Below are 13,306 nucleotides of genomic sequence, written 5' to 3'. Positions count from 1 at the left end.
CTAGTTCTCCTCGTGCTGGTGCTCCGCCGGGGCGGGGGAGGTCTCCGCGAGAACGCGGTCGGCGAGCGCGAACGCGGCGTTGGCCGCCGGGACCCCGCAGTAGACGGCGGCCTGCAGGAGTACCTCCTGCACGTCGCCGGGGGTCAGGTCGCCGCTGCGCAACGCGGCACGCAGATGCATCTCCAGCTCGGCGTGGTGGCCGAGGGCGACCAGCGCGGTGAGGGTGAGGCAGCGGCGCGTCCGGTGGTCGAGGCCGGGCCTGGTCCACACCTCACCCCACGCGTAGCGGGTGATGAAGTCCTGGAAGACGGACGTGAACGGGGTGGTGCGGGCGACGGCGCGGTCCACGTGCTCGTCGCCGAGCACCTGGCGGCGCACCGACAGTCCGGCCGCGTGCCGGGTGCCGTCGTCGTCCGGCGAGCCGGTGGCGGCCGGCCCGAAGTGGCCCAGCAGCGCGGCCAGTACGGGCTCCGGGCGCTCGACCCCCGCCAGGTGCGCGGCGCCCGGCACCTCGACCAGCCCGGCGCCCGGAATCCCGTCGGCGAGCTCCCGGGCGTGGGCCACCGGCGTCGCCGGGTCGTCCCGCCCGGCCACCACCAGCGTCGGTGCGGCGATCCCGGCCAGCTCCGCGCGGACGTCGAACGCGGCGAGCGCGTCGCACAGCGTGGCGTACGCGGCCGGATCGACGGACCGCATGTCCTCGACGAGGTTCCGGGCCGCGGGATCCGCCGCGAAGGCGGGGGTGAACCAGCGGCCGGCCGACGCGTCCGCGACCTGGCCGGTCCCGGCCGCACGGACCTGCGCCGCCCGGTCCCGCCAGTTCTGCGGATCGCCGAAGCGTGCCGACGAGCAGACCACGGCGAGCGAGGTCACCCGCTCGGGGTGGTGGAGCGCGAGCCAGGTCCCGACGGCCCCGCCGAGGGAGATCCCGGCGTACGCGAACCGGTCGAGCGAGAGGGCGTCGGCCAGCCGCAGCACCTCGTGGGCGAGGTCGGCGACGCTCGCGCCCCCGGGCAGCAGCGAGGCGGGGGAGCGGCCGTGGCCGGGCAGGTCCCAGCGCACCACCCGGTGGGCGCGGGCCAGACCGGCGACCTGGGGGGCCCACACGGCGAGCGAAGTGCCGAGGGACGGGCCGAGCAGCAGCGGCGGGGCGGAAGCGGGGCCGTCCACCTGATGGTGCAACAGGCCCGCGGTGTGGCGGGAGGTCATGGGACTCCTTGGACGGTCCGGTGGGGCCGGGGCGTTCCCCGTGGGGGAGCGCCGCGCCCGCACGGGGCGGGCACGGGGGCGGCCCCGGCGAGGGGGTCAGGTGCGCGGGCGGTGGGGGGTGGGGCGGCGCTCCAGCGCCCGGTCCACGAGTGCGCCCGCCGACCCCGGATAGCCGGTGGGATCGGTGAGTTCGCGCAGCCGGTCCTCGGGCAGCAGCTCAGCGAGGACGGGTTCGGCCCGCAACGCTTCGTGCAACGAGGTCCGTTCGCGGACCGCGCGCTCGCCCGCGCGGGTCACGGCCGCGCGCGCCTCGGCCCGGCCGGCCAGCGGCGCGTACACCGCGACGAGTCGTTCCGTGACGATCAGCCCGTGGGTGGCGTCGAGGTTGCGCCGCATCCGTTCCGGATGGACCCGGAGACCCTCGGCCAGCTCCACCGCCGTCGCGGCGGCGCCGCCGACCGCGCGCAGCGCGTCCCGCAGGGTCTGCCACTCCGCGTGCCAGGCGCCGGCCGGGCGCTCGTCCTCGGCGGCGAGGCCGCCGTACAGGACCCCGGCGAGGGCCGGTACCCGGCGGGCCGCCCCCGCGATCAGGGTGGCCCGTGCCGGGTTGGCCTTGTGCGGCATGGCGGACGACTCCCCGCCCGATCCCTCGGACACCTCGCCGATCTCGGTCCGCGAGAGCACCGCCACGTCGGCGGCCAGCTTGCCGAGGGCCCCCGCGGCGAACGCCAGCGCGCCGCCGAGGTCCGCCACCGGGGTGCGGAGCACGTGCCAGGGCAGCACGGGCTCCGCGAGCCCCGTCGCGGCGGCGTACGCGGCGAGCAACGGCAGCCCGGCGTCGGCCCCGGACGCCTCGGCGCCCGCCCCGGCCCCGGCTCCGCGCGCGGCTTCGGCTTCGGCGAAGGCGGAGAACGCCGCCAAGGTGCCTGCCGCGCCCCCGAGTTGCACCGGCAGGGCGGTGCGGGCGGCGGCGAGCCGGTCGTGCGCGTCGAGCACCAGGGACCGCCAGCCCGCGGCCTTGAGCCCGAAGGTGGTCGGCACCGCGTGCTGGGTCAGCGTGCGGCCCGGCATGGCGGTGTCCCGGTGCGTGCCGGCCAGTGCGCCGAGCGCGTCCGCCACCCGCAGCAGGTCGGCGAGGACCGGCTCCAGCGCCCGCGAGGCCACCAGCATGGTCGCGGTGTCCAGGATGTCCTGGCTGGTCGCGCCCCGGTGCGCGTACACCGCCGCCTCCGGGTCGGACTCCCGGACGGCCGCGGTCAGTTCGGCGGCCAGCGGGATGACCGGGTTGCCGCCGGAGCGGGCGCGCAGCGCGAGGTCGCGGGGGTCGAAGCGGCCCGGCAGGGCCGCCGCCGCGGCGACCGCCTCGGCCGCGGTCGCCGGGGCCGTGCCGAGCGCCGCCTGGGCGCGGGTGAGCGCCACCTCGGCGTCGAGCATCGCCCGCACGTAGGCCGCGTCACCCGTCAGTCCCTCGACGGCGCTGCCCGCCGTGACCGGGGAGAGCAGACCGACGTCCGCGACGGACGCGGCTTCAGCCGAAGTCAAGGAAGACCGTCTCCTCGTGCTGTCCGTCGCCCTGGAGACGGATGTCGAAGCGGTGCACACCGTCCCGCTCGGGCGCCGTGACCAGGGTGGCCCGGCGTCCGGCGGGAAGCTCCGCGAGCAGGGGGTCGGCCGCGAGGCCGCTCGCGTCGTGCAGGTAGGCGCGGGTGTACAGATGATGCAGCAGGCCGCGCGCGAAGACCGCCAGTGACACGTACGGCACCCCGCCCGGCGGCAGGGTGCGGACCGCGAAGTGGCCGTCCGCGTCGGTGGTCACGCGCCCGAAGCCGGTGAAGGTCAGCCCGTCGCGGCCGAGGAAGCCCCCGGTCACCGGGTCGCGGCGCATGGAGCCGGGCACGCCGGTGCGCGAGCCGTCCGGGGTCGGCTGCCACACCTCGATCACCGCGTCCGGCACCGGCGTGCCGGCCCCGTCGAACACGTACCCGTGCAGGGCGACGGTGTCCGGGTGCCCGGTCGGCGCGATGTCGCCGCCGCCCGGGAACGGGAGCGCGTACCCGTAGAACGGGCCCACCGTCTGGGAGGGCGTGGGGGGCAGATCGGCCCGGGGAGCGGGAAGCGTGGGACGGGACATCAGCGGCCCTCCTCGATCCAGGTGGCGGACGGACCGTCCAGGACGATGTCCCAGCGGTACCCGAGCGCGTACTCGGGGGTGGACAGGTCGTGGTCGTACGCGCCGACGAGCCGCTCGCGGGCCGCGTCGTCGGTGACCGACTGCAGGATCGGGTCGTACGCGAAGAGCGGATCGCCGGGGAAGTACATCTGGGTGATCAGCCGCTGCGTGAACGCGGTGCCGAACAGCGAGAAGTGGATGTGCGCGGGACGCCACGCGTTGACGTGGTTGCGCCACGGGTACGCGCCGGGCTTGATCGTGGTGAACGTGTACGTGCCGCTGTCGTCGGTCAGACAGCGGCCGACCCCGGTGAAGTTCGGGTCGAGCGGCGCCGGGTGCTGGTCGCGCTGGTGGGCGTACCGGCCCGAGGCGTTGGCCTGCCAGATCTCCACCAGCTGACCGCGCACCGGCCGGCCGGAACGGTCCAGGACCCGGCCGGTGACCGTGATCCGCTCGCCGAGCGGCTCGCCCAGGTGCTGGCGGGTCAGGTCGTTGTCCAGCTCGGTGACGTCGGTGACGCCGAACGCCGGTCCGGTCAGCTCGACCGCCTCCGGGTCGCCCGCCGGCAGCAGCGGCTGCTTCGGGTGGCGCAGCACGCTGCTGCGGTACGGCGCGTAACCGCGGTCGGGGTGCGGCCGGACCGCTGCGCCGCCGGCGAGGGACTTCGCGTACTCCTCGCGGGCGCCGGTGATCTCGGCACTGATGTCGCCCTGGGTGAGCGGTGTGGTCATGCGGGTGTCTACCTTTCCAGTACGAGGGCCGAGCCCTGGCCCACGCCGATGCAGAGCGTGGCCACGCCGGTGCCCGAGCCGGCCGCCTTGAGCTGGTGGGCGATCGAACCGGCGAGCCGGGCGCCCGAGGCGCCGAGCGGGTGGCCGATGGCGATCGCGCCGCCGCGCGGATTGAGGATCGCCGGATCGAGGTCCGGCCACTCGGCCAGGCAGCCCAGCACCTGGGCCGCGAAAGCCTCGTTGAGCTCCAGCGCGGCGAGGTCGGCGAACGACTTGCCGGCCCGCTCCAGCGCCCGGTTCACGGCCTCGACGGGCGCGAGACCGAAGTAGTGCGGTTCGTTGGCGGAGACCGCGGAGGCCGTGATCCGGGCCAGCGGCTCGCGGCCGGTGGCCCGCAGCCCCTCCTCGTCGGCCAGCAGCAGCGCCGCCGCGCCGTCGTTCAGCGGCGAGGAGTTCCCCGCGGTGACGGTGCCGTTCTCGGTGCGGAAGGCCGGCCGCAACGCCGCCATGGCCTCCGCGGAGGCGTCCTCGCGGATGCATTCGTCGCGGTCCACCACCAGGGGGTCGCCCTTGCGGCGCGGGATCGTCAACGGGGCGATCTCGCCGTCGAAGAGCCCCGCGGCACGCGCCGCGGACGCCTTGCGGTGGGAGGAGAGCGCGAACGCGTCCTGCTGCTCCCGGCCGATGGAGTGCTTGTCCGCGATCAGTTCGGCGCTCTCGCCGAGCGGCACCGTCCACTGCGGGTCCATCTTCGGGTTGACCATGCGCCAGCCCAGGGTGGTCGAGAACATCTCCGGGTGTCCGGCGGGGAAGGCCCGGTCGCTCTTCGGCATGACGTAGGGGGCACGGGTCATGGACTCGACACCCCCCGCGACGACGAGGGAGTGGTCGCCGAGCGCGATGGCGCGGGCCGCCTGGATCACGGCCTCCAGCCCGGAGGCGCACAGCCGGTTGACGGTGACGCCGGGGACCGAGACGGGCAGCCCGGCGAGCAGCGCCGCCATCCGGCCGACGTTGCGGTTCTCCTCGCCGGCGCCGTTGGCGTTGCCGAGCACCACGTCGCCGATCCGGGCGGGATCGAGGTCGGGGGTGCGGGCGAGCAGTGAGCGGATCGTGTGCGCGGCGAGGTCGTCGGGGCGGACCTGGGCCAGCGCGCCGTTGTAGCGGCCGATCGGGGTGCGGACGGCGTCCACGACGTAGACGTCGCGCGGACGGAAACTCATGAGCGGTTCCTCTCGGATGCGGTCGCCCCGGACCGGGACGCGCCGGACGGGGACGCGCCGGACGGGCCTGCGGCGTCGTCCTGCGCGTCGGACGGGTTCGCGGCGGACGGTACGCGGACCGGGGCGGCCGTGCGCGCCCGTACCTCCTCGGCGTCCACCCCCGGCGCCGTCTCCACCAGCAGCAGACCGTCCTCGGTCACGTCGAGCACCGCCAGATCCGTGATGATCCGGTCCACGCACCGCTTGCCCGTCAGCGGGAGCGTGCACTCCTCGACGATCTTCGGGCTGCCGTCCTTGGCGGTGTGGGTCATCGTGACGATGACCCGCCGGGCGCCGTGCACCAGGTCCATCGCCCCGCCGATGCCCGTCACCAGCTTTCCGGGCACCGCCCAGTTGGCCAGGTCGCCGCGGGCGGACACCTCCATCGCCCCGAGCACCGCAGCGTCGATGTGGCCGCCGCGGATCATCCCGAACGAGAGCGCCGAGTCGAAGAAGGACGCGCCGGGCCGGACCGTCACCGTCTCCTTGCCCGCGTTGATCAGGTCGGGGTCGACGTCCTCCTCGTAGGGGAAGGCGCCGGTGCCCAGAATGCCGTTCTCCGACTCCAGGACGACGTGGACGCCGTCCGGTAGGTGGTTGGGGATCAGGGTGGGCAGCCCGATGCCGAGGTTCACGTACTCGCCGTCGCGCAGCTCGGCCGCGGCCCGCGCCGCCATCTCGTTCCGGTTCCAGGCCATCAGCCCCGCGCCTCCCGCTCGGTCACCGTGCGCTTTTCGATCTTCTTGTCCACGGCCTGTTCCGGGGTGAGGGCCACGACGCGTTGCACGAAGACGCCGGGCAGGTGGACGTGGTCCGGGTCGATCTCGCCCGGCTCGACCAGCTCCTCGACCTCGGCGATCGTGATCCGGCCGGCCATCGCCGCCAGCGGGTTGAAGTTGCGCGCCGCCTTGTTGAAGACCAGGTTGCCGTGCCGGTCGCCGCGGGCGGCGCGGACGAGGGCGAAGTCGGTGCGGATGGAGCGCTCCAGCACGTACTCCGTGCCGTCGAACTCGCGCACCTCCTTGACCGGGGAGGCCAGCGCCACCCCGCCCGCGCCGTCGTAGCGCCACGGCAGCCCGCCCTCGGCCACCTGGGTGCCGACGCCGGCGGGGGTGTAGAAGGCGGGGATGCCGGACCCGCCGGCCCTGAGACGCTCCGCCAGCGTCCCCTGCGGGATCAGTTCGACCTCCAGCTCGCCGGCCAGGTACTGCCGGGCGAACTCCTTGTTCGCGCCGATGTACGAGCCGGTGACCCGGCCGATGCGCCCGGCGGAGAGCAGCACCGCGAGCCCGGAGTCCATCGCTCCGCAGTTGTTGGAGACGATGCCGAGGCCGCCGACGCCGCGGGCGTAGAGGGCGTCGATCAACACGTTCGGCACTCCGCTGAGACCGAAGCCGCCCACCGCGATCGACGCGCCGTCGGGCACGTCGTCCACGGCCAGCGCCGCGTCCGCGACCACCTTGTCCATGGGACCGTCCATCCAGTCGTGTTCGCATGGTGAAGTTTCCTTCACTATGATGCGAGGAGTCTGCCGCCGCTCCGGAGCCCTGTCAATGGTCACGGGGAGGACGACGGCACGCGGCGGCCCCGCACCCGACGCGCGTGCGACCGGTCGGCCGCCGCCCGTGACCTGGAAACATGGGGGCGGGTCCGCCCGCCGCGCGGACCCGTACCGCCCCCGTACCGCCCCCGCGCCGCAGGCCCGCCGCGCGGACCCACCGACGGAGGACTGATGCCACCGACCCGGACCCTCCCGCCCGAGACGCAGGTACCGGCCGAGGCCGTCGCCCCGCTCATGCGCGGCATCACCGTCCTGCGCCGGCTCACCGACGCCGACGGGGCGATGAGCCTCAGCGCGCTGGAGCGCGCGACCGGCCTGGCCCGTTCCACCGTGGACCGCGTCGCCACCACGCTCGCCCGGGTGGGCTACGTGCGCCTCGACGGCCGGGACGTCACGCTGGCCCCCCGCCTGATGGAGGTCGGCAATGCCTATCTGGCTTCCATCCGGCTGCCCGGCCTCCTCGGCGCCCGCGCCGACGCGCTCGCCGACGAACTCGACGAGTCCGTCTCCCTCGCCGTGGCCGACGGCGACGGCATCCGCTTCGTCCACCAGGCCACCCGCCGCCGGGCGATGTCCCTCAGCTTCCGCATCGGTGACCTGCTGCCCGCCGAACGCACCGCACCGGGACCGTTGTTCGCCGCCGCCTGGGGCGCCGCCGACTGGCGGGGCTGGCGCGAGCGCCGGGCCGCCGACCCGGACGGCGAAGGTTTCCCCTCGCTGCCCCGCCGCGAGATCCCCGCCGAGGACGACTTCGAGCAGCGGACCGCACGCGCGGGCGCCGAAGGATGGTCGCTGGACGACCAGTTGATCGAACCCGGCCTGATCGCCCTCGCCGTCCCGGTACGCGCCCCGGCCGGCGGCGTCGCCTGCGTGCTGAGCGTCGTCAGCCACACGAGCCGGCACACCGCACAGGGGCTGCGCGACAGCCTGCTGGAGCGGCTGCGCGCCGCCGCGGACGAGATGGAGGCCCGGCTGCGTGACGCCCCGGGCGGTGACGCCGCGGGCGGCGGGGCTCAGCCGGGGCCGGCCGGGTCGGGGGGCGCGGCGGACGCGGCGGGACCGGCTGGTGTGCCGGGTCCGGCGGGCGTGGTGGACGGCGAGCCGGGTGCGGTCGTCCCCCCGGTGGGCGGGCCGCCCGTACTCGCCTCGTGGACGGCCGCCTCCAAACAGGAGCTGGGCCGCGAGTTCATCGAATCCCTCGCACGCGGACTCACCGTGCTGACCGCGTTCGGCGACGGCGCGGACAGCCTCACCCTCAGCACGGTCGCCCGCGCCACCGGGCTCTCCCGCGCTTCCGCGCGCCGGGCCCTCATCACGTTGGAACACCTCGGCTACGCCGCCGCCGACGGGCGCGAGCACCGCCTCACCCCGCGCGTCCTCGGGCTCGGCTACCCGCCGCTCTCCCGCACGACGCTGGCGCAGATCGCGCAGCCCCATCTCGCGGCACTGGCCGGCCACATCAAGGACTCGGCGTCGCTCGCGGTACTCGACGGCGACTTTGTCCAGTACGTCGCGCGCGCCGCCACCCACCGCATCATGAACGTCAACATCACCGTGGGCACCCGCTTCCCCGCCTACGCGACCTCCCTCGGGCGCGTCCTGCTGGCCGGCCTCCCCCCGGCCGACCTCACCGCCGGCCTCGCCCGCACCGAACTCCGCCCCCTCGCCCCCCACACCCTGACCCGCCGCGACGCGCTCGAAGCCGTACTCGACAGGGTGCGACAGGACGGATACGCCCTGGTGGACGAGGAGTTGGAAGCGGGCCTGCGCTCCATCGCCGTCCCCGTCCGCGACCGCGAGGGCACCGCCGTCGCGTCGATCAACGTCGCCATGCACAGCAGCAGCCGCACGATCGAGGAGTGTGAGGACCGGATCCTCCCCCGACTCCGCGCCACCGCCCACCGCATCGAAGCCGAACTCCACATCGCGGACCGGTTCACCAGGGTGGCGGTGTCCTGAACGCGAGGGGACGGGGCAGGCGCCCCGGCCGTCGCGCGTCACGGGTGACAGCGGGAGACCAGGGGACCACGGGTGACCACGGGAGGCTGGCCCCGTCGCGGAGGGCCCCACAGGCGCGCGGCGCACGGTGTACGGCCCGGCCGCGCCCATCGCGCTCTCAGGCCACCCGCACCCGCGCGCCCAGGGCCGACAGCGGACGCCTTGCCCTCGAATCACATGGGCCGTTGGGCCGACGCTTCATCCCGCCGACAGGACGCCTCGAACTGGAAGCGGAGCTGCATGATGCCCAGACCTTTGGTGCCGTGCACCGCCTTGAGTCCGAACCGAGCCGCGTTTTCACGCTGCCGATGGTGCCCAACAGCTCGTTCATGATCGTCTTACCGTGTGCGAGCGTCTACGGGCGCACAAGAACACCCGGACGACCGGAGCGTATTCATACCGCCCATCACAGGAGAGGGAGCCTGGTTTGTTGTCTGGGCGGTAGCTCTTGGGGTTACTGCCAGTCGCCCGGCTCCGCGAGCGCGTAGTCCGCCACTGTCCTCCGGTAGCGACCGTGCCCGGTGTCGCGGACGTGTCCGCGATCCACCGGTCAGTATCGGTCTTCTCGACCTGTTCACCAGAGGCTGCTCCGCAGTCGGCGTCGTCTCCCGACACGGACGCCGCAGCGAAGGTGGTCTCGCCCATCGGGGGGCATGTGTAGCTCCGGAAGCGGTAGCTCCTTGTCGTGCCCATCGTCGTCCTCCTTCTTCGGGTCGCGGCGCTGCGGGATGATCAGATGGTTTGGAGCCCGACGAGCAGGCTTCTGAGAAGCCAGGGATCTGCCCGCGCCGCCGGCTTGACGTTGGAGCGCTCCGACTTACGACGCTGCGGCAGCGTCATGGGAGCGGCTTCGGGCACCGGGATTTCCGCCCATACCAACTTCCCCAGTGGCGTCCGGTAGGAGCCCCAGTCCTTCGCCGTCTCTTCGACGAGCAGCAGGCCACGTCCACCTTCGGTGTCGTCGTCTGGCTTTTGGAGGGTGGGCATCTGCTGGGAGGTGTCCCACACCTCGATGACGACGCTGGCGTCGAGGCCGACCAGGCGCACGGTCACAAGGCTCAAGGTCTCCAGCTCCACCCACGTCGGCTGCCGGTCGAGGACACCCGTCACCTTGACGGCGTTGGTGACCAGTTCGGAGACGACGAGGGCGGCGTCCCCCTCGATGGAACGGGCGTGCCACTTGCTGAGCGTGAGCCGGATGAAGTGACGGGACACACTCACTGCCGTGCCGACTGCTGCGAGGTTGAGCTGATCGATGAAGCGAGCGCGCTGCGAGAAGTAAAAGGGTTCTTCGTCGTCCGAGTGCTGGATCACGAGCGCTCGTCCAAGCTGACGATCTGCGCACCCGTCGTCTGTTCCAGATGCAGGGTCATAGCGTCTTGGAGAGGGCGGGTCAGCGCCAGGTCGCGGTAGGACGGCACGATCACGTGCCGGGCTTCGACGTGCTGTATGGCCTTGGCCATCTCGTCGAAGACGTTGACCCCGCCGTTCATGAACTCGTGGAACACGGTCGCCAGGGTGAAGCCCTCGACTTCGGCGTACGCGCCCATGTCGGCCTGCTTCTGCTGCACCTCCTCGTCGGTCATGTCGTCCGGAACACGCATGTAGCCGAAGAGGAGCGGCGCACCTTCGCTGTGGCTCATCCCCGTACCCCTTGGACAATCCAGAGACGAGCGCCGATCTCTCGTTCGATGTGCTGCCGCATGGCCTCCTGGAGGCCGGGCAGGCGCGCGAAGTGCCACAGAGAGGGCACGATCACGTTCTCCACTTCTGAGCCCTGGAGCTTTTCAACCATCGAGAAGAAGGCGTGCTCGGAACCGGGGGCGTTCTCCGTGAACACGCGCTCCAGGGTGAATCCCTCGTGGTTGGCGTAGTCCTCCAACTCGCTTTGCATTGAGCGGCCTTCGTTGCTCTCTTCGCCACTGGGCGAGAGGCGCAGGTAACCAAACATGGCGGGTCGCATCCGTCCTCCTGGGGGGCCTGGACGGCCGGGGCGACGGTAGGCGTACCGCCGCTACCGATCCCCCGTCCGGCCAACCAGGAAAGCCGCCTGACCTGCGAAAACCCACCGCACGCGTGACGCACCCATGACGCAGTGATGTTGCATCGGCCGTTCGGCCTGCACCGACGTACCCCAACTGACTATGGTGAAATTTCGGCCTACACCCCGGAGAGGTGACACATGGCAGCCAAGCGGGTGCGGCTGGCCCAGCGTCGGAAGGTTTCCGGCTTGACGCAAGAAGAACTGGCTGCCGTCCTGGGGGTGGAGCGCACCACTGTCGTTCGGTGGGAGAGCGCCGAGACCGAACCACAGCCGTGGCACCGTCCAAGACTCGCACAGGCGCTCGGCATCTCGGGCGACCAACTGCAAGAACTGTTGGACGACATTACCGTCATTCAGCGGCAACCGAGCGAACGTATGAACTACGTCCTCCAACACCCTGGCTGCGCCGACTTGGTTGCCGTCGCCTACCTGCACGAGCAGCTTCGGCAACTCGATGAGTCCTACGACCAGGCGTCGTCCGCTGGGCTGCTCGGTCCTGCGGGGCACCTCCACGGACAGGTGAAGTTCCTCCGGGAGAACGCCACGAACCCGCGTGTGCGTCGGGCACTCTTCGAGATCGAAGCCGACTCGGCAACCTTCATGGGGCAACTGGTGTGGGACGTCAGTCAGAGACGCGACCACCAAGCCCCGATGGGGTACTTCAAAGAAGCGGTGTCGGCAGCGCGGCATGTCCGCGACGCCTCGGTCGAGTCCTACGCCACCCTGCGCATGAGCTTCGTGGCGCTGTACGGTGAGAAGAACCCGCAGCGAGGGACGACGCTCGCCGAGCAGGCGGCCGAGGTGGCGAAAAAAACCAGCCCTTCCCTTACCGGCCTCTCCCTGCTGCACGTGGCCGAGGGACATGCCATGACCGGCGCGCGCACCGAGTGCGAGAGCGCCCTCAAGAAGGCCGAAGCCCAGTTCGATCGGGTGGACGCCGATGACGTGGCGGCCCAGTACTACACCGTCAACGAGTTCAATCGGCTGTCGGGATCGTGTTACCTCTTCCTCGGCTTACCGGAGCTGGCTGAGCCCATCCTCTGCATGACCGCCCGTGCCCTGGCGGGGAAGAAGAAGTCCCAGGCCATCGCGCTGGGCAACCTGACGCTTGCCCTCATCCGCCAAGGCAAGCTCGATGAGGCCGCAAGTGCCATGCACCGCACCATTGATGCTGTCGAGCTGACCCGTGGGGGTGGTGGGCTTAACCTGGCGTTCTCTGCCGGGCGGGAGCTGCGGCAGTGGCGGCAGGAACCGTGGGCGCAGGAGATCAACGATCGGCTGTTCGCCCTGATGGCAGCGATCTAAGAACGGGTGGGGACGCGCGTGGCAGACATCGACGAGGCCAAGCAGGCACTGCGCGAGAAGGTGTGGCGTCGCCTGATTGACGGCGGCGGTGCCCCGGCGGACTCGTACGGGAAGATCCCCGGTTTCTACGGCACGCAGGCCACGGCGGAGTGCTTGGCCGAGCTGGACGAGTGGCAGCAGGCGACCACGGTCAAGGCCAATCCCGACTGGGCGCAGCTCCCCATTCGGACACGCGCACTGGAAGACGGGAAGCTCCTCTACATGGCGGTGCCGAGGATGGCCAGCCTCGAACCGTTCTTCCTGCTCGACCCCGAGACGCTGACCGTTCCTGCTGGTGAAGCCGCCGAGAAGAAGGGGGCGGCCCGGGTTGCCCGGCGAGTCGGCGTGGATGGGATGCGCCCGATCGATGTCGTCGTCTGCGGCAGCGTCGCGGTGAACCGTTCGGGAGCGCGCATCGGCAAGGGTGCCGGGTACTCCGACCTTGAGGTAGCGCTTCTTGTCGAGGCCGGCCTCGTCACTCAGTCAACCGTGATCGTCGCACCCGTTCATGCGCTCCAGGTGGTCGAGGATGAGATCCCGGAGACGGAGCACGACTTTTCGGTGGACTACATCGTCACGCCCGACGAGGTGATCCGCTGCACCAACCGCAGGCGTCCGCCCGGTTTGGTCTGGGATGACCTGACGGCCGAAAAAATCGCGGCGATTCCGGTGCTGGCAGTGCAGCAGCGCGCCCGGTAGAACGTCCGCTACGGACGGTGGACTCCTGGGGGCCTCCCATGGGCTCCGCCTTTCCCTGCTCGTCCGGCAGGGCGGGCGCGTCCTCGGCGGCACGGCTCGGGCCGTACCGCCCGTGGGCAGATACGACTCGGGGGCCGTACGGGTCGCGGCGTCGCTGGTGCGGTGCCGGTGTCCGTGCGGCCCCCGGGTGCGGTACGGGAGGAGAGGGGGTGGGGTCAGCCCTTGCGGGTCTTGATCTCCTCGGTGAGCTGGGGGACGACGTCGAAGAGGTCGCCGACGACGCCGTAG

The 13,306-nt window shown here is 72.3% G+C and carries 13 protein-coding genes; 3 read left to right on the top strand and 10 right to left on the bottom strand.

The features are described from left to right. The 7 genes from pcaD to Q0994_RS30685 form a co-directional block, all read right to left on the bottom strand. Positions 1-1,209, bottom strand: a complete 1,209-nt coding sequence (gene pcaD / locus Q0994_RS30715; protein WP_299541336.1) for a 3-oxoadipate enol-lactonase — start codon at positions 1,207-1,209, stop codon at positions 1-3. Positions 1,210-1,305: 96 nt separating this feature from the next. Further along, positions 1,306-2,751 carry a lyase family protein gene (locus Q0994_RS30710; protein WP_299541334.1) on the bottom strand — a complete coding sequence of 482 codons (1,446 nt, stop codon included), beginning with the start codon at positions 2,749-2,751 and terminating at the stop codon, positions 1,306-1,308. Continuing rightward, on the bottom strand, positions 2,738-3,340 hold the full coding sequence (pcaG, locus tag Q0994_RS30705) for a protocatechuate 3,4-dioxygenase subunit alpha (protein ID WP_299541332.1): 603 nt from the start codon (positions 3,338-3,340) through the stop codon (positions 2,738-2,740). Before pcaG ends, Q0994_RS30710 begins: the two co-directional genes overlap by 14 nt. Further along, the gene (pcaH, locus tag Q0994_RS30700; protein ID WP_299541330.1) at positions 3,340-4,110 is read right to left on the bottom strand and encodes a protocatechuate 3,4-dioxygenase subunit beta; all 771 of its coding nucleotides are present in this window, start codon (positions 4,108-4,110) and stop codon (positions 3,340-3,342) included. Before pcaH ends, pcaG begins: the two co-directional genes overlap by 1 nt. A gap of 8 nt (positions 4,111-4,118) precedes the next feature. Further along, positions 4,119-5,333: a thiolase family protein gene (locus Q0994_RS30695; RefSeq protein WP_299541328.1), complete on the bottom strand. Its 1,215-nt coding sequence runs from the start codon at positions 5,331-5,333 to the stop codon at positions 4,119-4,121. Then, positions 5,330-6,070: a CoA transferase subunit B gene (locus tag Q0994_RS30690; protein WP_299541326.1), complete on the bottom strand. Its 741-nt coding sequence runs from the start codon at positions 6,068-6,070 to the stop codon at positions 5,330-5,332. The genes Q0994_RS30695 and Q0994_RS30690 overlap by 4 nt, the downstream gene beginning before the upstream one ends. Continuing rightward, positions 6,070-6,840 carry a CoA transferase subunit A gene (locus Q0994_RS30685; protein ID WP_299541324.1) on the bottom strand — a complete coding sequence of 257 codons (771 nt, stop codon included), beginning with the start codon at positions 6,838-6,840 and terminating at the stop codon, positions 6,070-6,072. The genes Q0994_RS30690 and Q0994_RS30685 overlap by 1 nt, the downstream gene beginning before the upstream one ends. Positions 6,841-7,104: 264 nt before the next feature. Between Q0994_RS30685 and Q0994_RS30680 the strand changes: the two genes are divergently transcribed. Beyond that, positions 7,105-8,892 carry an IclR family transcriptional regulator C-terminal domain-containing protein gene (locus tag Q0994_RS30680; RefSeq protein WP_299541322.1) on the top strand — a complete coding sequence of 596 codons (1,788 nt, stop codon included), beginning with the start codon at positions 7,105-7,107 and terminating at the stop codon, positions 8,890-8,892. Positions 8,893-9,663: 771 nt separating this feature from the next. On the opposite strand, the gene Q0994_RS30675 is transcribed toward Q0994_RS30680, so the two are convergent. The 3 genes from Q0994_RS30675 to Q0994_RS30665 are packed head-to-tail and all read right to left on the bottom strand — an operon-like array spanning position 9,664 to position 10,825. Continuing rightward, positions 9,664-10,245, bottom strand: a complete 582-nt coding sequence (locus tag Q0994_RS30675) for an ATP-binding protein (protein WP_299541320.1) — start codon at positions 10,243-10,245, stop codon at positions 9,664-9,666. Continuing rightward, on the bottom strand, positions 10,242-10,574 hold the full coding sequence (locus tag Q0994_RS30670) for a recombinase family protein (protein WP_299541318.1): 333 nt from the start codon (positions 10,572-10,574) through the stop codon (positions 10,242-10,244). The genes Q0994_RS30675 and Q0994_RS30670 overlap by 4 nt, the downstream gene beginning before the upstream one ends. After that, positions 10,571-10,825, bottom strand: a complete 255-nt coding sequence (locus tag Q0994_RS30665; protein ID WP_299541316.1) for a hypothetical protein — start codon at positions 10,823-10,825, stop codon at positions 10,571-10,573. Before Q0994_RS30665 ends, Q0994_RS30670 begins: the two co-directional genes overlap by 4 nt. A 288-nt stretch (positions 10,826-11,113) precedes the next feature. On the opposite strand from Q0994_RS30665, the gene Q0994_RS30660 reads away from it, so the two are divergent. Together Q0994_RS30660 and Q0994_RS30655 are read left to right on the top strand one after the other, a co-directional pair. Beyond that, positions 11,114-12,280 carry a helix-turn-helix domain-containing protein gene (locus tag Q0994_RS30660; protein ID WP_299541314.1) on the top strand — a complete coding sequence of 389 codons (1,167 nt, stop codon included), beginning with the start codon at positions 11,114-11,116 and terminating at the stop codon, positions 12,278-12,280. A gap of 18 nt (positions 12,281-12,298) precedes the next feature. Beyond that, a complete protein-coding gene (locus Q0994_RS30655; protein ID WP_299541312.1) occupies positions 12,299-13,018 on the top strand; it encodes a 5-formyltetrahydrofolate cyclo-ligase in 720 nt (239 codons plus the stop codon). Positions 13,019-13,306 lie beyond the last annotated feature (288 nt).

It is taken from the genome of uncultured Streptomyces sp. (assembly GCF_947488945.1).
GTDB lineage: Bacteria > Actinomycetota > Actinomycetes > Streptomycetales > Streptomycetaceae > Streptomyces.
The sequence above is the reverse complement of the archived record's forward strand: the minus strand, read 5'-3'. Positions and strand labels throughout refer to the sequence as shown.

Coding starts and splice junctions, on each gene's coding strand:
- Q0994_RS30660 (WP_299541314.1), top strand. CDS start 11,114: ATGGCAGCCAAGCGGGTGCGGCTGGCCCAGCGTCGGAAGGTTTCCGGC.
- Q0994_RS30695 (WP_299541328.1), bottom strand. CDS start 5,333: ATGAGTTTCCGTCCGCGCGACGTCTACGTCGTGGACGCCGTCCGCACC.
- pcaG (WP_299541332.1), bottom strand. CDS start 3,340: ATGTCCCGTCCCACGCTTCCCGCTCCCCGGGCCGATCTGCCCCCCACG.
- pcaD (WP_299541336.1), bottom strand. CDS start 1,209: ATGACCTCCCGCCACACCGCGGGCCTGTTGCACCATCAGGTGGACGGC.
- Q0994_RS30665 (WP_299541316.1), bottom strand. CDS start 10,825: ATGCAAAGCGAGTTGGAGGACTACGCCAACCACGAGGGATTCACCCTG.
- pcaH (WP_299541330.1), bottom strand. CDS start 4,110: ATGACCACACCGCTCACCCAGGGCGACATCAGTGCCGAGATCACCGGC.
- Q0994_RS30685 (WP_299541324.1), bottom strand. CDS start 6,840: ATGGACAAGGTGGTCGCGGACGCGGCGCTGGCCGTGGACGACGTGCCC.
- Q0994_RS30680 (WP_299541322.1), top strand. CDS start 7,105: ATGCCACCGACCCGGACCCTCCCGCCCGAGACGCAGGTACCGGCCGAG.
- Q0994_RS30670 (WP_299541318.1), bottom strand. CDS start 10,574: ATGAGCCACAGCGAAGGTGCGCCGCTCCTCTTCGGCTACATGCGTGTT.
- Q0994_RS30690 (WP_299541326.1), bottom strand. CDS start 6,070: ATGGCCTGGAACCGGAACGAGATGGCGGCGCGGGCCGCGGCCGAGCTG.